Below are 21461 nucleotides of genomic sequence, written 5' to 3' on the forward strand. Positions count from 1 at the left end.
CCCTTGAGCGATCAGTTCCCAGAGGAGGACCTGCCCCCCTCGCCTCGCCGGATCCGCGGCACCATCGAATGGCTGATCTTCCGGCGCGTCGTCACCTACGGCGGCTCGCTGGCGCTGATGGCGGCCCTCGCGATGCTCCAGGACCTGTGGATCGCGCAGCTGGTCCTGATCCCGATGCTGTTCACGGTGCCTGGACTGCTCCTGCTGAACGCGATGCGCGTGCCCGGCACGTCGGTGGCGAACTTCCCGCTGTACGTGCCGGCCTGCTCGCTCGTCGTGCTGATGACCTCGGGCCTGGCGGTCAACATCATCGGCGCGCAGGCCGGGATGGCGCATCCGCTGCGGCCCGCGCCGCTGCTCATCGGGCTCGAGGTGATCTGCCTCGTGCTCCTGCTGTTCGGCACGACCGCGCCGCTCAGCACGGCGATCCCGCGTCCGGCGATCCCGTCGGCCGCGTGGCTGGCGCTGATGGGCCTGCTGCCGCTGATGGCCGCGGTGGGCGCGCTCCGCCTGAACCACGGCCAGGGCTCGGCGGTGGCGATCGGCGTCCTGGTCACCTGCGGCGTGGTGCTGATCCTGGCCGCCGTGCTGGCCGGACGGCTGGACGTCACGCTCATCTCGCTGCTGCTCTTCGCGATCTCGCTGGCGATGATGTGGGCGTACTCGCTGCGCAGCGACCTGATGTACGGGTTCGACATCTCCACCGAGTACGCCATCGCGACCCAGACGATCCAGGACGGGGTGTGGCAGATGCACCCCCACAAGGACGCCTACGGCGCGATGCTGAGCATCACCGTGCTGCCCGCGCAGCTGCACGCCCTGACCGGCGTGGACGTGGCGCTGGTGCTCAAGCTCGCCTATCCGGCCGCGTTCGCGATGTTCGTGGTCGGCATCTTCAACATCGCCACGCGCTTCCTGCCGCGCCGGTGGGCCTTGCTGGCCGCCGCGTACGTGCTGGTCCAGGGCGGTGTGTCGCAGCAGCTCCCGGCGCTCACCCGCCAGGAGGTCGCGCTGCTGCTGTTCCTGGCGCTGTGCGCGGCGATGCTGGAGATCGAGATGCCGCGGCCGCAGCGCGTCGCGCTGGTGATCATGTTCGGCCCGGCGCTGGTGGTGTCGCACTACTCGTCCGCCTACTTCGCGATCATGATGCTGGTCGGCGCGATCGTGATGCAGGTCCTGCTGGCGATCCTGCGCCGTGCGACACCCGTGCGCTGGACGGTGGTCGCGGCGACGGTCGCGGCGACGATCAGCGCGGTGGCCTGGTACGGGCCGGTCACGCAGTCGGCGTCCAACCTCGGCCAGCTGCGCACCGCGCTGAGCTCGGACGGGCTGCAGCTGCTGCCGCACGGCCAGGGCAAGGGCATCATCGGCGCGTACCTGGCCGGCGGCGACGGCGCGACCATCTCGGCGGCCGAGTACGACAAGAAGGTCCGCGAGGAGTACGCGGCGCAGCGCAAGTACGTGGTGCCGTCCGAGGGCGCGGACGATCCGAGGTACGCGCTCAAGGACGCGCCGCTCACCAAGCCGACGCCGCGCCTCATCCCGATCGGCCAGCTCCTGGAGCTCGCCGTCCTGATCTTCGCCCAGCTCGGGAACCTGCTGGCCCTGGTCGCGGCGGCGGTCATGGCGTTCACCCGAAGATCCCCGGGACTGACGCGGCAGGTGGGCCTGCTCGCGCTGCCCGCCCTCGGCGCCCTGGTGCTCTTCCGGCTGTCGGGCACCCTGGCCAGCACCTACAACCAGGGGCGCGCCCAGATCCAGGCGCTGACGCTGGTGTCGGTCGCGCTGTTCTGGATGCTGCACAAGAGCTCGCCGCACCTGCGCAAGGTCGGGCTGCGGTTCTCCAAGGGGGTCCTGGACGGCCTGATGTGGACGGCCGTCGCGGGCGCCGTACTGGCGATCTTCCTGAAGACCAGCGGGCTGTCGGCGGTCGGCCTGAACGGGTCGCCCGGCACCAACCTGAAGGGCGGCGGCGAGGACACCGAGCGCTACTACATGTACCGCCCGGAGATCGCCTCGGCCGCGTGGCTGGCCGCCAACGTCGCGAACAACAAGGACTTCGTCTACTCCGACCGCTACGGGCAGACGCGCCTGTTCACCCAGATGGGCGCGTGGCGGCCCGGGATGCTGACCGACCTGGCGCCACCGGTGATCAACAACTCGGCGTGGATCTACGCCACCCGGGTGAACGTCGTCCAGGGCCGGGCCCGGTCCTCGGTGACCGACGGCATGGCCACCTACGCCTTCCCCGCCGACTTCATCAAGGAGCACTACGACCTCGTGTACAGCAACGGCACATCCGAGGTGTTCCACAAATGATCTCCATGGTGGTCATCAGCAAGGACGAGCCCGAGCTGGACGCCACGCTGAGCGGCGTGGCCGCCGCGGCGGACGCCTACGGCGCGGCCGACGGTCACGGCGAGCCGTACGAGATCATCGTGGTGGACGCCTCCGACGGCCGGCTCGACCACATCGCCGCCGCCCACCCCGGGGTGCGCTGGATCGCGTTCGAGCGTCCGGCCGGGGTGCGGGTGTCGATCCCCCACCAGCGCAACGCGGGCGTGCGCGCCGCCAAGGGCGACATCGTGGTCTTCACCGACGCCGGCTGCCGTCCGCTGGACGGCTGGCTGGGCGAGCTGCTGGCGCCGATCCAGGTCGACGGCGAGGACATCGTCGCGGGCGTGGCCGTCGGCCCCGAGGGCGCGGACGGGCTGTACGACGCGGAGGCGCTGCGCCGGGCCGAGGCCGCCTACCTGGACGAGTGCCCGACCATCAACCTCGCGTTCCGCACCAAGGTGTGGGAGGCGATCGGCGGGTTCGACGAGGCCTTCGAGTACGGCTCGGACGTCGACTTCGCCTGGCGGGCCATCGACGCGGGCCACAAGATCCGCAGTGCTCCCGGCTCGGTCGTCACGCACCACTGGGGCGACCGGCGGCGGCAGTTCAAGCGTTCCTTCGCTTACGGCAAGGCGCGCGCCCGCCTGTACCGCAAGCACCGCTCGCGGCGCGGGCAGCTGTTGTCCACGGAGCCGATGGTCGTCGTCTACCCGGTCTTCCTGGCCGGGATCCCCGTCGTGCTGGTGGCGTCGGTGTTCGTTCCGTGGGTGCTGCTCTACCCGCTGCTGCTCGCGGTCCCGGCCTGGCGCAACCGGCGGATCGGCGCCGGGCGCGTGATCGTCGACCACCTCGCCTACGGGGCCGGAGTGCTGGCGGAGCTGCCGTCGCGATGAAGGTCCTCGTACTCCCCCGCGACGGCAACCCCTACCAGGAGCTTCTGTATACCGAGCTCCGGCGGCGGGGCATGCGCGTGCGCTACCTGGGCGGACTGACGCCTTCGCACACGCTGAACGTGCTGCTGCTGCCGCTGGAGCTGCTTGCCGGAAGGCTGACCGGCGCACGGATCGTTCACCTGCACTGGGTGTGGGCGTTCACGCTGCCGGGCGGGAGCCGGACGCGGCTCCTGGCCCAGGCGTGGTTCCGCGTGGTGCTGGCGACGGCGCGGCTGCTCGGGCTGCGGCTGGCCTGGACGGCGCACAACGTGCTGCCGCACCAGCAGGTCTTCGCGAACGACGTCGCCGCGCGGCGAACGCTCGTGCGCGCGTGCGACCTGGTCATCTCCCACTCTCTCGGGACTCTCGACGAGCTGGCGGCGATGAGGGCCCACCCCAGGCGCGCGGCCGTCGTGCCGCACGGGCCCTATCCCGCTCCCGCGCTGCCCGCGCCCGGCGGGGGCGAAGGCGGAGGCGGGCGGTTCCTCTTCCTGGGCATGGTCGCCGAGTACAAGGGCGTCGAGGATCTGATCGCCGCGTTCGCCGAGCTGCCGTCGGGGGTCGAGGCGTCGCTGACGATCGCGGGCTCCTGCTCCGACGCGGCGCTGGCGGCCCGGCTGCGCGAGCTCGCGGCGCCGCTGGGCGACCGGGTGACGCTGCGGCTGGAGCACGTACCGGACGGCGAGCTGGCCGGACTGTACGGGGCGGCGGACGTGGTCGTGCTGCCGTTCCGCAAGATCACCACGAGCGGGTCGGCGCTGCTGGCGCTCAGCTACGGCCGCCCGCTCATCGTCCCGGACGTCCCGCCGCTCGCCGAGCTGCCGGACGACGCCGTACGGCGGTACGAGCCCGCTGCCGAGCCCGGCGACCGCGTCCAGCTCACCAAGGCACTGGCCGAGCTCGCGCAGGCCGGTGCGGCGGACCTTGAGGCCATGTCGGAGGCCGCGCTCGCCTACACCCGCGAGAACGGCTGGGAGGCCATCGGCGAGACCACCGCCGAGGAGTTCGCCCGCATCGTCGAGGCACCACCGCCGCCCGCCGAACGCGGCCCCAGGGAACGCGGACGGCTCGCGGCCCTGGCGCACGGCTGGTTCCGCCGCGTCGCCGACGACGCGCTCTACCGGGGCTCGATGCTCCTGCTGTCCAACACGCTGGGCCTGGCCGCGTTCGGGTTCCTCTACTGGACGCTGGCGGCGCGCACCTACCCGCAGGCGCAGGTCGGGTGGCTGGCGGGCGTGACCGCGGGCGTGAACCTGCTCGCCACCGTGGCCTCGCTCGGCCTGCCCAACACCGTGATCCGCCACCTGACCAAGAGCGAGGACCCGCGCGAGCTGGCGCGGGTGACGGTCGCGGCGGTGACGGTCATCGGCGGGGCGCTCACCGTGCTCTGCCTGCTGCTGCTCACCCCGCTGCTGCCCGGCGGCGGCCCGAACCTGGGCGGAGACCTGCGTTCGGTGGGCCTGATGACGCTGCTGGTCGTCGCCACGGCCGGGGGCGCGCTGTTCGACGCGGGCCTGATCACCATGCGGGCGACCGGCGCGCTGCTGGTCAAGAACGTGGTCGGCCAGGTCGCCAAGGTGGGCGCGCTGCTCGCGCTGATCCCGTTCGGGCTGCCCGGGCTGATCGTGTCGTACGGCTCGGGCACCGTCCTCGCCTCGGTCCTCGGCGGGATCGCGCTGATGCGCAGGCTGCCGCCCGACCGCGTGCGGCTCGGCGCGCGCCGCGTGCTGCGCGAGCACCTGTCGTTCTCCGGCGGCAGCTACCTCGGCACGGTCTTCGGGATCCTGCCGAGCACGGTCACCCCGATCCAGGTCCTGGCGATCTCCGGCAGCAAGCAGACCGCGCTCTTCGCGGTGGCGTTCCAGCTGGCGGGGTTCATCAACTTCATCCCGTCGACCGCCGCGCAGGTCGTGTTCGCCGAGGCGCAGCGCGGTGCGCTCGCCAAGCAGCTCGCCAAGGCGGTCAAGGCGATCTACGGGCTGCTGCTGCCCGCCGTGCTGATCGCCATCGTCGCCGCGCCGCTCGTGCTGCGGCTCTTCGGCGACGCCTACGCGGAGGCCGCGACCGGCTGCCTGCGGTGGCTGGCGATCGGCGCGCTGCTCAGCGGCGGCTCCTACCTGGTCGACGCGGCGCTGATCGCGCGCGACCGCACCAAGGCCTACATCTTCATGAACGGCGCCAACGCCACCCTCGTCCTGGTCATCACCGCGCTGTTCCTCCCGCACGGCCTCACGGCGGGCGCGGCGGGATGGGCCCTCGCGCAGGGCCTGTCGGTCCTGGTCGGGGCCGTCGTGCTGGCCACCAGCTTCCGGTCCCGGCTGTCGGACATCCCCAAGGTGAGCCGGGTCCCGTTCCCCCAGAGCGGAGGGGCCCGCCGATGAACCCGGTTGAGCGAACGCAGCCCACCAAGCGGCTCGCCTGGCTGGACGTGCTGCGCGGGATCGCGGCCTGCGCCGTGGCGGCCCACCACGCGGCCGGATGGTTCCTGCCCGACCTCTACCGGCACACGAGCCGGTGGTTCAACCTGGGCATCTGGGGCGTCCTGGTGTTCTTCCTGGTCAGCGGCTACGTCATCCCGGCGTCGTTGGAGAAGACCGGGTCGCTGCGGCGCTTCTGGATCGGCCGGCTCTTCCGCATCCATCCGCTGGTCGTCGTCGCGGTGTGCGGGGTCGGGGTCCTGGCGGTCGGCAACATCACCGCGTCCTCGGCCCGCGCGCTCTCCCACGCCGAGCCGATCACCGCCGCGCTCGCGCACGGGTTCCTGCTGCAGGAGATGCTGAACGTCCCGAACGCGATCGTGGTCATGTGGACCCTCTCGTACGAGATGGTGTTCTACCTGCTGGCGGCGGGTCTCTTCGCGGTCGGCCTGCATCGCCGTTCGGCCCCCATCGCCGTCTCCCTGGCGACGGTCGGGTTCGTGCTGGGCGCGGTGGTCCCGGCCGCCTTCCTGTCCCGCCACGTGGGCACGGTCCCGGTGATCGCCGTGGCCGCCCTCCTCCTGGCCGCCGCGATCGCCGCGTCCGTCGCCCGCCCCACCGGCAGCCTGCGAACGGTCGGCGCGGTGTTGGGAGCCGTCGTCGCCCTGCTCCTGGTGACCCTCAACAGCAGGTCCGGCATCGGCTGGAGCTGCGCGCTGCTGGCGATGATGTTCACCGGGACCGTTCTCCACCGCGCCGACCAGGGCCGGCTGCGGCGTTCGACCGCGGCGCTCACCACCGCCGTCGTCGCCGTGCTCGCCGTCGTCGCCGGTTTCTGGAACTCCGGCGTCCCGGCGGGCGTGGAGAAGGACTACTCCACATACCCGCGCGAATGGGCGATCGCGCTCGTCCTCGCCGTCGCCGCGTTCGTCGCGGGCCGCGCGCTGAGCAACCGCCGCATGCCGGGCGCCCTGGCCTGGCTCGGAACGGTCAGCTACTCGGTCTACCTGATCCACCCGCTCCTGATGGCGGCGATGCTGGCGATCCTGCCCGAGTCGCAGTGGGGCCCGGCGGCCTTCGTCGCCTACTTCGCGATCCTGCTGCCGGTCTCGTGGCTGTCGTACCGCATCGTCGAGATCCCGATGCAGAACCTGGGCCGCCGCCTGGCCCGCCGCGCCGACCCGGCGCCGCCCTCCTCTTCCGCCGCCGCGCCCGCCGAGGTCCCGGCGCCCGCCCCCGCCGAACGCCTGGAGGTCCTGTGACCACCACGCACGCTCCCGCTCCCGTCCGCGAAGACCACGCCCCGGGCCCCACGCTCCGCGCGCAAGGCCTGGCCGCGCTCCTCACCTGGCTGGTGGCCGGTACGGCGGCCGCCGCGATCCCCGCACTCCTCGACCTCGACCCGTTCGGCACCTGGTCACGCCTGGTCCCCGCCGCGATCGGCCTGGTCGCCGCCGCGCTTCTCTGCGTCCCCGCCCTGCGCCGCAGCCGCCTGCCCATCTCCGGCGTGGCCGTGGGCCTCTTCGCAGCGTTCACCGTGCTGGTGGTGCGCTCCGCGTTGAGCGGCACGCCGTTCGCCTACGAAGGTGTTCTGGGCGACACCGGCCGGCTCTCGGCCATGGCCAACCGCTACTCCTCCGAGTGGCGCGTCGTGGACGGCCTCGGTACGGGCGTCAGCTCCGAATACCCGCCGCTCTTCCCCTGGCTGATCGGCAAGGCCTCGGCGCTCCTGAGCATCCCCGCCTGGCGCCTGCTGGCCCCCGCCGAGATCCTCACCGTCTCCGGCTCGCTGGTCGCCGCGTTCGCGCTCTGGCTGCGTCTGGTCAAGCCCCCGGTCGCCGCCACCATCAGCGTCGTCGCGCTCCTCGCCCTGGGGAGCCCGAACGCGCTGGGCGCCGCGAACAAGTCCTACGAGGTCATCGCCCTCGCGGTCACGGTCCCCTGGCTGATTCTGACGTTCGGCAACCCGCCGCGCGGACGCCTGCACTGGCTGCCCGCAGGCTTGCTGGGCGGCTTCCTACTCCTGGACTACTACGCCTACGTCCTGTTCAGCGTGGCCGGAGTCCTCGCCCTGATGTGGTCCTCCTGGCGCGCCGACCGCCGCGCCTACCTCGTCCATGTTCTGCGTACCACAGCCGTCTGCATCGCCATCGGCGCGGTCTACCTCGCCCCCTTCGCATGGGGAATGCTCCAGGACGGCGGCAAGCAGGTCAGCGACACCTACCAACCCGACTACGCGCTGAAGGCCGTTTTCCCGTTCATCACCCCGAGCCTTCTGGCCTTCGTCGAGCTGGCAGGCCTGGGCGGCCTCATCTACTCGATACGGAAGACCTGGTGGAGCAAGCCGCTCCTGTCCCTCCTGGGCGGCTGCTACGTCTACGCGGGGGTCAGCTGGGTCCGCAACGAAGGCTCCGGCCACACGGGCCTCTACTACTACGCGGGCTTCCTCATCTCGGCGATCCTCCTGACCGCCGCCGTCCTCACAGCCTTCGAATACCTGCCCCGCCTAAGCCACACCAAGGGCGTCCTCGCCCTGGCCGCGACGTTCACCGTCGCGGGCGGCCTCTACTTCGTGAGCAACCAGCCTTCCCTCTCCCCCGGAGGCTTCCTCACGTACGCGCACCTGCAACCGGACGCCAACGGCCGCCTCCCCCGCCACGCCGCCGAAGCCGCCCGAACGTTCCGCCCGGCGGACGAGGCCCGCGACCGCTTCACCTTCCCAGTCGCCCCCCTGCGCGCCGCCGTGAAGGAGAACTTCACCGGCGACCCCACGATCCTGTCCCCCGACGAGGCGGTCTTCGTCTACGAGAAGTGGCACGGCTACCTGGGCTGGGACCGCGGCGCCACGGCGGCACTCCAGCGCTGGGACGCCCGCTTCGCCGAGCTGACCCGCCTCTCCGCCACCCCGGACCTGGCCAACGCGACGACGGCCTTCGGCCGGATCGACGTCTACGTCCTCCACCGCGAAGGCACCAGCCTGGTCTGGCGTTCCAAACAGGGAGCCACGGCGACGTTCCGCCCCGCCCAGTTCCGCGGCTTCCAGGTCACCGACCTCCCCAACGGCTACGTAGTGGCCATCCAGAAGGCACCATGACCGGAAACATCCGCTGGATCGTCGTAGCCGTCGTGGTCACCGTGGCCCTGGCGGTCACCACCGCCGCGTTCGTCCTCACGGACAAGAACTCCGACAACGCCGGCACATCGGCCACACCACCGCCCACCCCCACGACCCCCGTGCCGACCCCGACAGCGCCGTCGTCCCCACCGCCGTCCCCCAAGCCCAAGAACACCTCCCCCTGGAAGCTGGCCTGGTCGGACGAGTTCAACGGCAAGGTGCGCACCGCCCCGCAGTCCGGCAAGTGGACGTTCCAGGTGGACAACTACCACGCCAACGGCGAGCTGCAGGACTACACCCAGAGCACCTCCAACGCCTCCCACGACGGCAGCGGCAACCTCGCCATCACGGCCCGCACCTCCGGCGCTGGCAGGTACACCTCGGCCCGCCTCATCACCGACCGCAAGTTCACGCCCCGCTACGGTCGCCTGGAGGCGCGCATCAAGGTCCCGCCCGGCAAGGGCCTCTGGCCCGCGTTCTGGGCGATGCACGCCCCCAAGTGGTCCACGCCCCGATCCGAGATCGACGTCATGGAGCACCTGGGCCGTTCCCCCACCAAGGCCTTCGGCCGCCTCCACGGCGGCGCCGACTCCTCGGGCAAGCTCCGCAGCTTCCCCTTCCACACCTACGAGCTGCCCGGCGGCCAGGACTTCTCGAACGACTTCCACATCTTCTCGGCCGACTGGTACCCCGACCGCATCGAGTTCGCCGTCGACCACAAGGTCTACGCGGTCGACAAGAAGTCCAGCGCCCCCGGCGACTCCTGGACCTTCGACGCCCCCGTCTACCTGATCCTCAACCTCGCCGTGGGCGGCACCTGGCCCGGCGCCCCCGACTCCACGACCCGGTTCCCCGCCCGCATGCTGATCGACTACGTCCGCGTCTACAAGCGCGCCTGAGACCGGGCGAGCGCGCGACGGGCGAACGGGCGGGGCAGCCACCAGTTGGCGTCGCCGCACAGCTCCATCAGCGCCGGTACGAGGACCAGGCGCACGATCGTGGCGTCGATCAGGACGGCGACGCCGAGGCCGAGGCCCATCTGCTTCACGGCGATGTCGGCGCCGAGCAGCACGGACAGGAAGACCATCACCATGATGGCCGCGGCGGCGGTGATGACGCGGGCGGTGCGGGCGAGGCCCTGCGCGACCGCCTCGCGCGTCTCCATGCCGTGCTCGTGGAACTCCCGGACCCGCGAGACCAGGAAGACCTCGTAGTCCATCGACAGCCCGAACAGGATGGGGAACATCATCAGCGGCACCCAGGTGGCGACCGGCATGGCCACCGGGAAGCCGAGCGCCGCGCCGCCCCAGCCCCACTGCACGACGGCCGTCAGCACCCCGTAGGCGGCCGCGATGGACAGCAGGTTCATCACCGCCGCCTGGAGCGCCACGACGACCGACCGGACGAGTGCCACCAGCAGCACCATCGACAGGCCGACGACCACGGCGATCAGGAGCGGCAGCCGGGACCGCACGCTGTCGGCGAAGTCGATCGACGCGGGGTTGGGCCCGCCGACGTGGACCGTGGCGCCCGTTCCGGCGACGGCGCGCGGGACCACCTCGTCGCGGATGGTGTGGACGAGTCCGGGCGTCGCCTTGTCGTGCGGGCCGGTACGCGGGAACGCGACGAACACCGAGGCGGCGCCGTCCGGGCTCGTGCGCGGCGGCTGCACGCCCGCCACCCCCGGCGTCGAAGCGACGGCCTCGGCGACGCGTGAGGCGTCGCCGCCCTGGACGACGACGACCAGCGGCGCGCCGGTGCCTTCGCCGAAGCCCTCGGCGATGATGCGGTGCGAGGCGTAGCCGCTGGTGCCGTGGGGCTGGGTGCTGGAGTCGGGCAGGCTGAGCCGCATCGACAGCGCGGGCACGGCGAGGAGCACCAGAATCCCGGCGGCGGCGAGGCCGGCGGTCAGCGGCCGGCGCTGGACGGTCCGCGCCCACCGCTCGGCGAGCGGCCTGCGCGCCCGCCCGAGCCCGGGAACGCGCAGCCGGTCGATGCCCCGCCCGGCGAAGCCGAGCAGCGCCGGCAGCAGGGTCACGGCGGTGACCATCGTCATCAGCACGGTCACGCCCGCGGCGACCGCGACGCCGTTCAGCAGCTTCTGCTGCATGACGAACAGCCCCATCAGCGCGATCACGACCGTGGTGCCGGCGAAGAGCACCGCGCGCCCGGCCGTCGCGATGGCCTGCACCGTGGCCTCCTCCGGATCGTTCCCCTCGGCCAGCGACTCCCGGTAGCGGGTCACGATGAACAGCGCGTAGTCGATGCCGACGCCGAGGCCGATCAGCGCCGCGACGATGGGGCTGAACGCGGGCGCGGGCAGCACGTGGCCGAGCAGCATGGTGAGCGCGAGCCCGGTGCCGATCCCGAACAGGGCGGAGGCGATGGGCAGGCCCATCGCCAGGACCGAGCCGAACGCGACCAGCAGGATGACCATCGCGGCCAGCACGCCCACTCCCTCAGAGGGGCCGCCACCGGGTGTCTCGGCCTGGTCGATCGCCGCGCCGCCGAGCTCCAGCCGCACCGGGCCGTCACTGTGGCGCACGTCGTGCAGCAGCTTGGTGACCTCGGCCTTGGGCATGTCGTCGGAGGTGACGTCGAGGTTGGCGGTGGCGAACGCGATGCGCCCGTCCCGCGAGATCTGCCCCTGGCCCTGGTACGGCGAGGACACCGAGCTCACATGCGGGGTCCGGGCCAGCCGGGCGATCGCCGCCTGGACGCGGGCCCGCGCCGCCGGGTCGCGCACCCCGGCGTCCGCCTCGATCGCCAGCGTGATGCTGTCGCCGCTGAGCTGCGGGAAGTGGTCCTTGAGCAGCTGCTGGGCCTTGGCCGACTCCGCCTTCCCGCCGGAGAAATCGTTCAGCGGCTTGGCGGCGAAGCCGAAGCCCAGCGTCAGCAGGGCCGCCGTGCCGAGGAGCCAGGCGAGGACGGTCAGGCGCCGCCGCCGGTAACAGAGCCGTGCGAGCCGTGCGAGCCGTTCGGGCTGTGACGGCACCGGAGATCACCTCTGGGAGGTCGTCGGATGTGGTCCGTTCGAGAGTCCACGTCCGGCGTCGCCCTGGCATCCCGCGAAAGAAGTCAATCGCGGCCGCGCGTACTCCCCCGGAAGTACGCCCGGAGCGTCATCATCCCGGCCGACCGCCGCCCGGGGTGACGAGGCCGCTCTCGTAGGCCAGCACCACCAGCTGCGCCCGGTCACGCGCCCCGGTCTTGGTCATGGCGCGGCTGACGTGCGTCTTGGCGGTGAACGGGCTGACCACCAGCGCCTCGGCGATCTCGTCGTTGGACAGTCCCCGCCCGACCAGCCTGACCACCTCGCGTTCGCGCGCCGTCAGTCCCGCCAGCGCGTCCCCTGAACGGGGAGCCGGTCGCGGCCCGGCCGCCCCCGCGGCAGCGCCCGTCTGGACGAACGCCTCGATCACCGCGCGCGTGACGGCGGGCGCGAGCAGCGACTCGCCGCGCGCGACGACGCGTACGGCCTGGTGGAGGTCGGCGGGCTCGATGTCCTTGACGAGGAAGCCGCTCGCCCCGGCGCGCAGCGCGCGGAACACGTTCTCGTCCTCGGCGTAGGTGGTGAGCACCAGGACGCGCACCCTGCCGAGCAGCGGATCGGCGGTGATGCGCCGGATCGCGGTGAGCCCGTCGACCTCGGGCATCCGCAGGTCCATCAGCACCACGTCGGGCAGGTGCTCGCGGGTCAGCGCCACGGCCGTGCCGCCGTTCGCGGCCTCGCCGGCGACCTCGATGTCGGGCGCCGCCTCCAGGAGCACCCGGAACCCGGCCCGCACCAGCGACTGGTCGTCGGCGAGCACCACGCGGATCACGGGTTCACCGCGGGCAGCCGGACGCCCACCACGAAGCCGCCTCCGGGCCGCGGTCCCGCCTCGAACGTGCCGCCGAGCGCCTCGGCCCGCTCGCGCATCCCGCGCAGCCCGTGGCCGCCCGCTCCCGTTCCCCCGGCACCGTCGTCGGCGACCTCCAGCTCGATCCCCCGGGGTCCGCAGGCCAGCCGGACCCGGGCGCTGACCCGCGGTCCGCCGTGCCGCAGCACGTTGGTGAGCGACTCCTGCAGGATGCGGTACGCGGCGTGGTCGAGCCGGTCACCGAGCCCCTCGTGCGACCCGATCACCTCAAGCTCGACCGAGACCCCGGCCGCCCGGACCGCGTCGACGAGCGCGGGCACGCGGTCCAGCCCGGCGGCGTCCCGTTCCCCGTCCTGGGCGCCCGCCCGCAGCACCCCGAGCGTCGCGCTCATGTCCCGCAGGGCGCGGCTGCCGGTGTCGCGGATCGCCTCAAGCGCCGGAGCGGCCTGGCTCTCCTCCCCGACCAGCTGCAGCGCCGCGCGCGCCTGAACGGTGATGGTCGCCATGCTGTGCGCCACGGTGTCGTGCAGTTCGCGCGCGATGCGCACCCGGTCCTCGGCGACCCTGCGCGCGGCCGTCAGCTCACCCTCCTCGGCCAGGAGCCTGAGCCGTTCGCGCGACTCCTCCGCCAGGGCCCGCCTGCTGCGCACCACCTCGGCGAGGAGGATCACCGCCGCGGCCAGCGCCCAGTGGGTCACGAACGTCGCCATGCCCTCAAGGAAGGACATCCCCTTGCGGCCCACGACGACGAAGAAGCCGATGGCGAAGAAGCCGCCGATGATCCCGGCGGCCCAGCGCAGGTGTCCCGCCATGACCGTCGAGTACAGCGGAACGGCCAGCACGCCGATCGGCGAGATCCCCGGGAAGTTGGCCGAGTAGTAGCCGAAGAGCCCGAGGCTGCACAGCAGCAGGACGGCGATCGGCCTGCGCCGGTGCCACAGGATCGGCAGGGTCATGAGGGCGCCCAGCAGGTACGCCTGCGCGTCGACGGCTCTCGAACCCGGCTCGGAGGCCTCGTGAATCATCATCGCGTTGATCGCGCCGACCACCAGCGTCACGCCGGCGTCGGCGAGCACCCGTCGCGGTACCACCACAGCGCGAGCGTACGCCCGCAGGGCCACGGCCGATCAGATCGTCAGGGGCGGGTGAGGATGGCGGCGCTGCCGTAGCTGCCGCCGAAGCCGGTGCAGAGGGCGACCTCGGGGTCCCTGGTCTGGTTGGTGCCGGTGCCGCGGAGCTGGCGGACCGCTTCGGCGACGTTGTTGAGGCCGTGGACGTAGCCCTCGGAGAGCAGGCCGCCGTGGGGGTTGACGGGGATGTGGCCGTTCCAGGCGATCTCTTGGGCGTGTAGGAGAACGCCCAGGTCGGAGCGAGGAACGAGGCCGAAGTCCTCCAGCTGGCGGGGCACCAGCCAGCTGTAGGCGTCATAGAGGAGGGCGAGGGAGACGTCGTCCGGCTTCATGCCCGCGGCCTCGTAGAGGGGGCCTGCCACGTAGGAGGAGAAGAGGCGCGTGACGTCGTCGGCCTTGTCCATGGTGGAGGCGCCGGGGCCTCCACCTCTGACGACCGCGTGGATGCGGGGTGCTTCGGGGGCCAGTGCCGTCTTGGTGATGACGAGGGCGCAGGCGCCGTCGGTTTCCTGGCAGCAGTCCAGGCGGCGCAGGGGTGAGGCCACCATCTTGTCGGCCATGTAGGTCGGCAGGTCTATGCGCTCGCGGCGGAGGGCTCGGGGGTTGCGGGAGGCGTGGGCTCGGGATTGGGCCACCACCGAGAAGGTGTGGGCCTCGGTGAGCTCCGCCTCGTGCAGGTAGCGCTGGCCCGCCAGGGCGAACTGGTGAACGGGGCCCGCCATGCCGTACGGGTGGGTGAACTGCTCCTCGGTGCCCTCGCCCAGCTTGAGGCCGAGGGTGTTCATGCGCTTGCCGGAACGGCCGTTGAGGGCACGGTAGACCAGGACCGACTCGGCCAGGCCGGCGTCGATCAGCATGGCGGCGTCGGCGAGGATCGAGGCGCTCTGGGTGCCGCCGCCGTAGATCTCGTTGTGCCAGCCGATCTCGGGCAGGCGCAGCTCGCGGGCCAGGTAGAGCACGGGGGCCGAGTCGTTCAGGTGGTAGCTGAGGATGGCGTCCGGGCGTTCGACACCGGCGTCGGCGAGGGCTGCGCGGGCGGCCTCGGCGGCCAGTTGGAGCTCGGTCCTGCCGGACTCGCGGGACAGCTCGGTCATCCCGATGCCCGCGATCGCGGCGCGGCCCGAGAAGCCCTGCGTGCCCACGGCCCTCCTCGGATATAGGTGTCGCCCGCCGAGACGGGGCGCGATCCGTCCCGGCGGGCGACCTCTCGCCGAACCTAGCCGTAAAGTGCTATCTAGACAAGCGCTTGCTCGGTTTTTCAGTCCGACATGCGGATCAGCCTGCGTTCCACCGCCGCCGCGACGGCTCCGGTACGGGTCTCGACGCCGAGCTTGCCGAAGATGTGGACCAGGTGGGTCTTCACGGTCGCCTCGCTGATGAACAGGTCCTTGGCGATCTGGCGGTTCGACAGGCCCTTGGCGAGGAGTTCGAGGATCTCGATCTCGCGGGTGGACAGGGCGGTGGGCTCGCGCATGCGGTTCATCAGGCGGCTGGCGACACGGGGCGACAGGGCCGTCTCCCCCCGGGCCGCCGTTTCGATGCCGCGGAACAGCTCGTCCGGCGGGCCCGCCTTCAGCAGGTAGCCGACCGCGCCGACCTCGATGGCACGGGCGATGTCGGCGTCGGAGTCGTAGGTAGTGAGGACGAGGACTCGGGGCGGCTCGGGCAGTTCCAGGATGCGCCGGGTGGCCTCCACGCCGTCGATCCCCTCGCCCAGCTGGAGGTCCATGAGGACCAGGTCGGGGCGGACCAGGCCGGCCTGGCGTACGGCGTCCTCGCCGTTGGAGGCCTCGGCCACCACCTCCACGCCGGGCTCGCTGCCCAGCAGTGCCCGGAGACCCGCGCGGACGACGGTGTGGTCGTCCACGATCATCAGCTTGACGGTGTTCATCGGCCGATCCTCGCTGCCACCACGGTGCCCTCCCCAGGAGCGCTCTCGATCACCAATGTGCCGTCCACGGCGGCGAGCCGGTCGCGCATGGCGCGCAGGCCGTAGCCGCGGCCCGCGGCCGAGGGGCCGGGGCTGGACGGGTCGAACCCGGCTCCGTCGTCGGCGACGTCGAGCGTCACCGCGCCGTCCAGCCAGGTCAGCGTCACCACGATCGTGCCCGCCCCCGCGTGCTCGCGGGCGTTGGCGAGCGCGCCCTGCGCGACGCGGAGCAGGACGGCCTCGCCCTCGGGGGCCAGTGGGCGCTCGTCGCCGTCCAGCCGCAGAACGGTGCCGGGCGCCTCGCGTTCGATCATCCTGCGCAGCGCCTCGGCGAGCGACCCTCCGGCCAGGTCCGCGGGGGCGAGGCCGCGCACGAAGCGGCGGGCCTCCTCCAGATTGCCCTCGGCCGCGTCCGCCGCCTGCCGTACATGGTCGCGCGCGGTGGCCGGATCGCTGTCCCACTCGCGTTCGGCGGCCTGCAGGAGCATGCCCATGCTGGTCAGGCCCTGGGCGAGCGTGTCGTGGATCTCCCGGGCGAGCCGTTCGCGCTCCTCCAGGACGCCCGCCGAACGTTGCGCGTCGGCCAGTTCGTCGCGGGTGCGCTGGAGCTCCAGGAAGACCACGGTCGCCACGGCCATCACGGCGACCGGGCCGAAGACCAGGCTCGGGTCGAAGCGGTCCGACAGGCGTACCTGCGCCCAGATCACCGCGCCGGTGAGCAGGGCCGCGATCGCCACGGCCACAGTCGGCGGCAGCAGCCGCAGGCCCATGAAGAACAGCGGGATCGAGCACCACGCGAAGCTCGGCGCGATGAACACCAGGCCCAGCCAGGCCCCCAGCACCACCGCGAGCCAGACCAGCCGGCCCCGCTCCCCCAGCGGGTCCCAGAACACGATGCCCACCGAGTAGATCACCGCGACGACCACGCACAGGATGAGGGCGGTCTCGGCGTTCGCGCCGTGCCTGATCACCAGCCGCGACGCCGCGGCGGCCATCAGCACGAAGAACCCCGCGTGCATGGCCGCGTAGACGCGGTTTCCTGCCCTGCTCATGATCCCTCCCCCCGGCATTACTGAACGTTAACGCAGCGTCACACGCGGCACGGGGGCGGGCATCAACCGATCGGTTGATTCGCGATCAATCAGGCTCCCGATGGAACCCGACCCGATCCCGGCGAGAGTTGTGGATGTCAGCGAAAAACCGCTAACCACCAGGGAGAACCATCATGCGGAAGCTCAACACCGTCGTCGGGATGACCGCCGGACTGGCCCTCGTCGGGGGCGCGATCGGCATCTCCGCCGCCCAGGCCGCCCCCGCGGCTCCCGCCGCCGCCCCGAACGCGGCCGTCGTCCAGCAGGTGAACGTGCTGAGCAGCGACGCCGCCATGAAGGTCGCGGACGCGGTCCAGAAGGAGGCCGCCAAGCAGAAGCAGAAGGTCGCGGTCGCGATCGTGGACCGCTCCGGCGACCTGCGCCTGGTGGTCAAGGGCGACGGCGCCGGCCCGCAGACCGTCGAGTCGGCCAAGCGCAAGGCCTTCACCGCCGTCTCGTTCGGCCAGCCGACCTCCAAGCTCGCCGACGGCGCGACCGGCAACGGCCCGACCACCAAGGACATCCCCGGCACGCTCTTCCTCGCGGGCGGCGTCCCGGTGGCCTCCGGCGGCGCCCCCATCGCGGGCATCGGCGTCGGCGGCGCTCCCCAGGGCTCGATCGACGAGTCGATCGCCCAGGCGGGCCTCAAGGCCATCCAGGGTCAGCTGCGCTGAATTGCCTTCGCGGCCTCGGGCCCTCGCCTAGAGGCTCGGTCCCCGAACCGCACAAGCGGTGAGCGCGACATCGCTTCGCGATCTTCGCGGGGAGCATCGCCTCCGGCTCGCGCCCCGCTCAGGTAACGCGCTCACGTGCGGGCTAGGCCCCGTGCTCGTACTGAATGGCGGCGCGCTCGGCCAGGATCGGCTTGATGAACTCGTCGATCACGGCACGGTGCGCCGGGTGGTCACGGTAGGCGACGTAGTCGTCCTTGGACGCGAAGTCGCCTACCACCACGAAGTCGAAGTTGCCCGGGTTGACCCCGGCGTCGGTTCCGATGCTCAGCGAGCCGACCTCGGGGATCACCCCGGCCAGCGCCGAGAGCCGCGAGGCGACCTCCTCCGCCTGGCCGGTGGTGGTGCCCTCGGCCCAGCGGAACAGCACGACGTGCCGGAAGTTACTCATGTCGCCAGGCTAGCGGCGACGGTGGCGCCGAGATCCCAGCAGGCCTCCAGATCGGTCTTGCCGGGCTCGCCGGTGATGACCACGGGCGGGAGCACGGAACGCCACTTCAGCCCGGTCGTAATCGACTCCAGCGCGCGAAGGGCACCGGTGGCGTCGTTGTTGCCGTGCAGATAGGCCCCGTACGGGAGGCGGACCGTCGCCTCCAGGCACGGGTAGTAGACCTGGTCGAAGAAGTGCTTGAGGGCGCCGGAGAGATATCCCAGGTTGACCGGCGTTCCGAGCAGGCAGGCGTCGGCCTCCAGCACGTCCACCGGGGACGCGGTGAGCGCCGGGCGGGAGACGACCTCCACGCCCTCGATCTCGTCGGTGGTCGCCCCGGACCGCACCGCCTCGTACATCGCCTGCAGAGCCGGTGACGGTGTGTGATGAACGATCAGCAGCTTCCTCATTGAGCACGACCCTAAACCCGCCCCCCGAACGAGGCGCGCCCTTCGTTCCGGTCATAGCCTGGGAGAGGCGTTAGACCAAAAGCGGTCAAAAGTAACGCCGCAGACGGGGAACAAGTTCCAAAGGATCTTGGTTGCGCCTCATCGGAGGTGTGGTGTGGAGCTAGAAGCGAAACCGGCCGGGCCGGTCTGGCCCTTCGCGCTACCGGCCGCGGGGGTGGCGGCGCTCGTCGCCGTCCCGGCCGTTCCGGACGCGCCGCGATGGCTGGACCGGCTGTCCCTGCTGGTGACCGGGCGCCCGCTCGCTCCCGTGCACGCCGTGGTGCTCGCGCTGGTGCTGGCGCTGGTCGCGCGCGGCGTCGTGCTGCGCCGCCGCGCCGCCTGGTACGGGCTGATGACCGTGGCGGGGATGGGCCTGCTGGCGGTGATCGCAGGCGACGACGCGCTCTGGCGCGCGCCGCTGATCGCCGCGGTGCTGGTCGCGCTGTGGCTGCGCCGCGACGACTTTCCGGTCCGCCCCCATCCCGAACGCGTCCGTACCGCCGTGAAAACCGGCGCGGTGCTGGTCATCGGGGCGGTCGCCGGCTCGATGCTGATCGGCGGCGTGGCGATCCGTTCGGTCGCCGGCGACGTCGCCGACGGGCTCAGCGCCTCGCACATGGACGGCGCCGGCTGGCTGCCGAACGTGCTCGCACTCGCGGGCGCGGCCGGGCTGCTGGTGATCGTGGTGACCCTGCTCGCCTCCGACCCCGCGCCTCCCGCGGGCGGTGAGGACGAGCGGCAGGCGGTCGCCGGGCTGGTCGCCAACCCCGGCTCGGACACCCTCGCCCCCTTCGCGCTGCGCCGCGACAAGTCGTACGTGTTCAGCCGGGACGGCCGGGCGGCGATCGGCTACCGGGTCCTGTTCGGGCTCGCGGTCGTCGGCGGTGACCCGGTCGGCGACCCGCGCTCGCAGGAATCGGCGATCGAGGAGTTCCTGGCGATGAGCCGCCGGACCGGCTGGCGGCCCGCGGTCCTCGGCGCCAGCGCCGACCTGCTGCCCGCCTGGGGCGACCTGCGCTCGTTCGGCTTCGGTGACGAGGTCGTGGTCCGCCCCGCCGAGTTCAGCCTGTCGGGACGGCAGATGCGCAACGTGCGCCAGGCCGTGAAGCGCACGCACAACTTCGGCGTGAAGTCGGAGATCGTGCGCGAGGACGAGCTGACGCCCGAGCTGCGCGACGAACTGCTGGAGGTCGCCTCCTCCTCGCTCGGCGGCGCGGCCGAACGCGGCTTCTCGATGAACCTGGACGAGCTGCTCACCGGCTTCCACCCCGGCACGATCGTGGCGATCGCCTACGACGAGGACGGCAGGGCCATCGCGTTCCAGCGCTACGCGACGGCGGGCAACGGCATCAGCCTGGACGCGATGCGCCGCTCGCCCGACGGCCCGAACGGCGTCAACGAGCGGCTCATCACCGAGGTCATCGAGTACGCGCGCGAGCAGGGCATGGACCTGGTCTCGCTCAACTTCGCCGCGTTCCGCGAGCTGCTGGACTCCGAGGACCGCAACCCGGTCGAGAAGGCGGGCTACCAGGCCCTCCACCTGCTCGACCCGCTGATCGCGGTGGAGTCGCTCTACCTGTTCGACAAGAAGTTCCGGCCCGACTACCGGCCGCGCTCCATCGTCTTCCGCTCCTGGTTCGACATCGTCTGGCTGGCCGCCGCGCTGCTCACGCTGGAGTTCGGCCGCACCAAGCCCGCCACCGCCGACGAGCACGCGGTCGCCGAAGAGCCCGCCCACCACTTCGGCCCCTTCTAGCTCCCTCTCCATAAGCGCCCCGTTCCCAGGCCTGGGAACGGGGCGCTCCTGTTCGGTGCTTCTGTTCGGTGCTTCTGTTCGGTGCTCCTGTTCGGTGCTCCTGTCTGGTCCTTCGGTCTGGCTGCTAGGCTTCCCAAGCGAGCGCTTGGTACGTAATGATGGGTCAGGCCCTGCCAGGCCCGCAGATGAAGGAGCCGTCCACGTGGCTGACCGCCCGATGAAGTTCTCGACCTTCCACCTGTTCCACCAGAACCCGGGGCAGACCGCCCGGGAGGTGTACGACTACCAGATCGAGGTCGTCGAGCTCCTGGAAGAGCTCGGGTTCGACGGGGTGTGGGTCGCCGAACACCACTTCCGGGACTACGGCGTCGTCCCCAACATCTTCAACCTGCTGTCCAACCTGGCGGCGCGCACCGAACGGCTGCGCCTGGGCACCGGCATCGTGGTGCTGCCCCTGCACAACCCGATCCACGTGGCCGAGGAGGCCGCGATGGTGGACCTGTTGTCGGGCGGGCGGCTGGACATGGGGATCGGCCGCGGCTACCAGAGCATCGAGTTCGAGAACTTCGGGCTCGACCTCGCCGAGGCCCGGGACCGCTTCAACGAGTGCCTGGACATGATCCTCGGCCTCTGGACGCAGGACGACTTCGAGTACAAGGGCAAGTTCTACGAGACCACGCATCCGCTGACGCTGATGCCCAAGCCGGTGCAGCGCCCGCACCCGCCGCTCAGGGTCGCCGCCGTGAGCCCCGAGACGGTCGAGATGTACGCGGCCCGCGGCATCCCGATCCTGGCCGACCCCGCCGCCCCGTTCAAGAAGATCGCCAAGGCCGCCGAGACCTGGCACGCGACCGCCGCCGCCAACGGCGTCGACTCCGACTCGGTCGAGCTGGTCGCCAGCCGCTCGGTCTACGTCGCGCCGACCATCGAGCAGGCCCGCGAGGACCAGGCCCGCTTCGAGGCCGAGTTCGACCGCTCCCGGATCTTCAACGTGCAGAGCGCGCCGATCGACCCGAAGACCGGCCAGGCGGCCAAGGGTTTCGAGTACTACCAGAACCGCTACCTGAAGGGCGGTTCGGTCGACAACGAGTTCCGCTGGGAGCAGCTGGAGGTCATCGGCGACCCCGAGCGGGTCATCGGGCAGATCAAGATGCTCCAGGAGATGGGGTTCGGCAACCTCATGTGCGACTTCGGCAGCACCCGCCCGGTGCCGATCGAGGAGCTGCGCAAGGTCCTCAAGTTCTTCGCCGCAGAAGTGATGCCGGCGTTCCGTTAAAACC

General features: G+C 71.7%; 17 protein-coding genes. 9 read left to right on the top strand and 8 right to left on the bottom strand.

Annotated features, from left to right (window positions below; translation table 11 throughout):
* The first annotated feature begins 3 nt into the window (after positions 1–3).
* The 6 genes from J4573_RS06570 to J4573_RS06595 are packed head-to-tail and all read left to right on the top strand — an operon-like array spanning position 4 to position 9700.
* Positions 4–2319: a hypothetical protein gene (locus J4573_RS06570; RefSeq protein ID WP_208254327.1), complete on the top strand. Its 2316-nt coding sequence runs from the start codon at positions 4–6 to the stop codon at positions 2317–2319.
* On the top strand, positions 2316–3230 hold the full coding sequence (locus J4573_RS06575; RefSeq protein ID WP_208254328.1) for a glycosyltransferase family 2 protein: 915 nt from the start codon (positions 2316–2318) through the stop codon (positions 3228–3230). The genes J4573_RS06570 and J4573_RS06575 overlap by 4 nt, the downstream gene beginning before the upstream one ends.
* A complete protein-coding gene (locus J4573_RS06580; RefSeq protein ID WP_208254329.1) occupies positions 3227–5650 on the top strand; it encodes a glycosyltransferase in 2424 nt (807 codons plus the stop codon). The genes J4573_RS06575 and J4573_RS06580 overlap by 4 nt, the downstream gene beginning before the upstream one ends.
* On the top strand, positions 5647–6948 hold the full coding sequence (locus tag J4573_RS06585) for an acyltransferase family protein (protein ID WP_243772502.1): 1302 nt from the start codon (positions 5647–5649) through the stop codon (positions 6946–6948). Before J4573_RS06580 ends, J4573_RS06585 begins: the two co-directional genes overlap by 4 nt.
* Positions 6945–8780 carry an arabinofuranosyltransferase gene (locus tag J4573_RS06590; RefSeq protein WP_208254330.1) on the top strand — a complete coding sequence of 612 codons (1836 nt, stop codon included), beginning with the start codon at positions 6945–6947 and terminating at the stop codon, positions 8778–8780. Before J4573_RS06585 ends, J4573_RS06590 begins: the two co-directional genes overlap by 4 nt.
* Positions 8777–9700 carry a glycoside hydrolase family 16 protein gene (locus J4573_RS06595; RefSeq protein ID WP_208254331.1) on the top strand — a complete coding sequence of 308 codons (924 nt, stop codon included), beginning with the start codon at positions 8777–8779 and terminating at the stop codon, positions 9698–9700. The genes J4573_RS06590 and J4573_RS06595 overlap by 4 nt, the downstream gene beginning before the upstream one ends.
* On the opposite strand, the gene J4573_RS06600 is transcribed toward J4573_RS06595, so the two are convergent.
* The 6 genes from J4573_RS06600 to J4573_RS06625 all read right to left on the bottom strand — a co-directional run bounded on the left by J4573_RS06600 (position 9685) and on the right by J4573_RS06625 (position 16776).
* Positions 9685–11796, bottom strand: a complete 2112-nt coding sequence (locus J4573_RS06600) for an MMPL family transporter (protein ID WP_208254332.1) — start codon at positions 11794–11796, stop codon at positions 9685–9687. The two genes, J4573_RS06595 and J4573_RS06600, sit on opposite strands and share 16 nt — an antisense overlap.
* Before the next feature lie 130 nt (positions 11797–11926).
* Positions 11927–12625, bottom strand: a complete 699-nt coding sequence (locus J4573_RS06605) for a response regulator transcription factor (protein ID WP_208254333.1) — start codon at positions 12623–12625, stop codon at positions 11927–11929.
* Entirely contained in the window at positions 12622–13758 is a 1137-nt protein-coding gene (locus tag J4573_RS53705) for a sensor histidine kinase (RefSeq protein ID WP_208254334.1), read from the bottom strand. Before J4573_RS53705 ends, J4573_RS06605 begins: the two co-directional genes overlap by 4 nt.
* 41 nt (positions 13759–13799) lie before the next feature.
* The gene (locus J4573_RS06615) at positions 13800–14936 is read right to left on the bottom strand and encodes a thiolase C-terminal domain-containing protein (RefSeq protein WP_208254335.1); all 1137 of its coding nucleotides are present in this window, start codon (positions 14934–14936) and stop codon (positions 13800–13802) included.
* 116 nt (positions 14937–15052) lie between these two features.
* Positions 15053–15685: a response regulator gene (locus J4573_RS06620; protein ID WP_208254336.1), complete on the bottom strand. Its 633-nt coding sequence runs from the start codon at positions 15683–15685 to the stop codon at positions 15053–15055.
* The gene (locus tag J4573_RS06625; protein ID WP_243772503.1) at positions 15682–16776 is read right to left on the bottom strand and encodes a sensor histidine kinase; all 1095 of its coding nucleotides are present in this window, start codon (positions 16774–16776) and stop codon (positions 15682–15684) included. Before J4573_RS06625 ends, J4573_RS06620 begins: the two co-directional genes overlap by 4 nt.
* A 173-nt stretch (positions 16777–16949) precedes the next feature.
* Between J4573_RS06625 and J4573_RS06630 the strand changes: the two genes are divergently transcribed.
* Positions 16950–17489 carry a GlcG/HbpS family heme-binding protein gene (locus tag J4573_RS06630; protein ID WP_208254337.1) on the top strand — a complete coding sequence of 180 codons (540 nt, stop codon included), beginning with the start codon at positions 16950–16952 and terminating at the stop codon, positions 17487–17489.
* Between the two features lie 142 nt (positions 17490–17631).
* Here J4573_RS06630 and J4573_RS06635 read toward each other — a convergent pair whose 3' ends face one another.
* The gene (locus J4573_RS06635; protein ID WP_208254338.1) at positions 17632–17937 is read right to left on the bottom strand and encodes a Dabb family protein; all 306 of its coding nucleotides are present in this window, start codon (positions 17935–17937) and stop codon (positions 17632–17634) included.
* Entirely contained in the window at positions 17934–18386 is a 453-nt protein-coding gene (locus tag J4573_RS06640; protein ID WP_208254339.1) for a flavodoxin family protein, read from the bottom strand. Before J4573_RS06640 ends, J4573_RS06635 begins: the two co-directional genes overlap by 4 nt.
* A gap of 154 nt (positions 18387–18540) precedes the next feature.
* Between J4573_RS06640 and J4573_RS06645 the strand changes: the two genes are divergently transcribed.
* Together J4573_RS06645 and J4573_RS06650 are read left to right on the top strand one after the other, a co-directional pair.
* Positions 18541–20181 (top strand): bifunctional lysylphosphatidylglycerol flippase/synthetase MprF, encoded by a 1641-nt coding sequence (locus J4573_RS06645; RefSeq protein ID WP_208254340.1) that lies wholly within the window; start codon positions 18541–18543, stop codon positions 20179–20181.
* A 217-nt stretch (positions 20182–20398) separates the two neighbouring features.
* Entirely contained in the window at positions 20399–21457 is a 1059-nt protein-coding gene (locus tag J4573_RS06650; protein WP_208254465.1) for an LLM class flavin-dependent oxidoreductase, read from the top strand.
* The last annotated feature ends 4 nt before the right edge of the window (positions 21458–21461 follow it).

Origin of the sequence: Actinomadura barringtoniae (assembly GCF_017573505.1) — a bacterium.
Lineage (GTDB): Bacteria > Actinomycetota > Actinomycetes > Streptosporangiales > Streptosporangiaceae > Spirillospora > Spirillospora barringtoniae.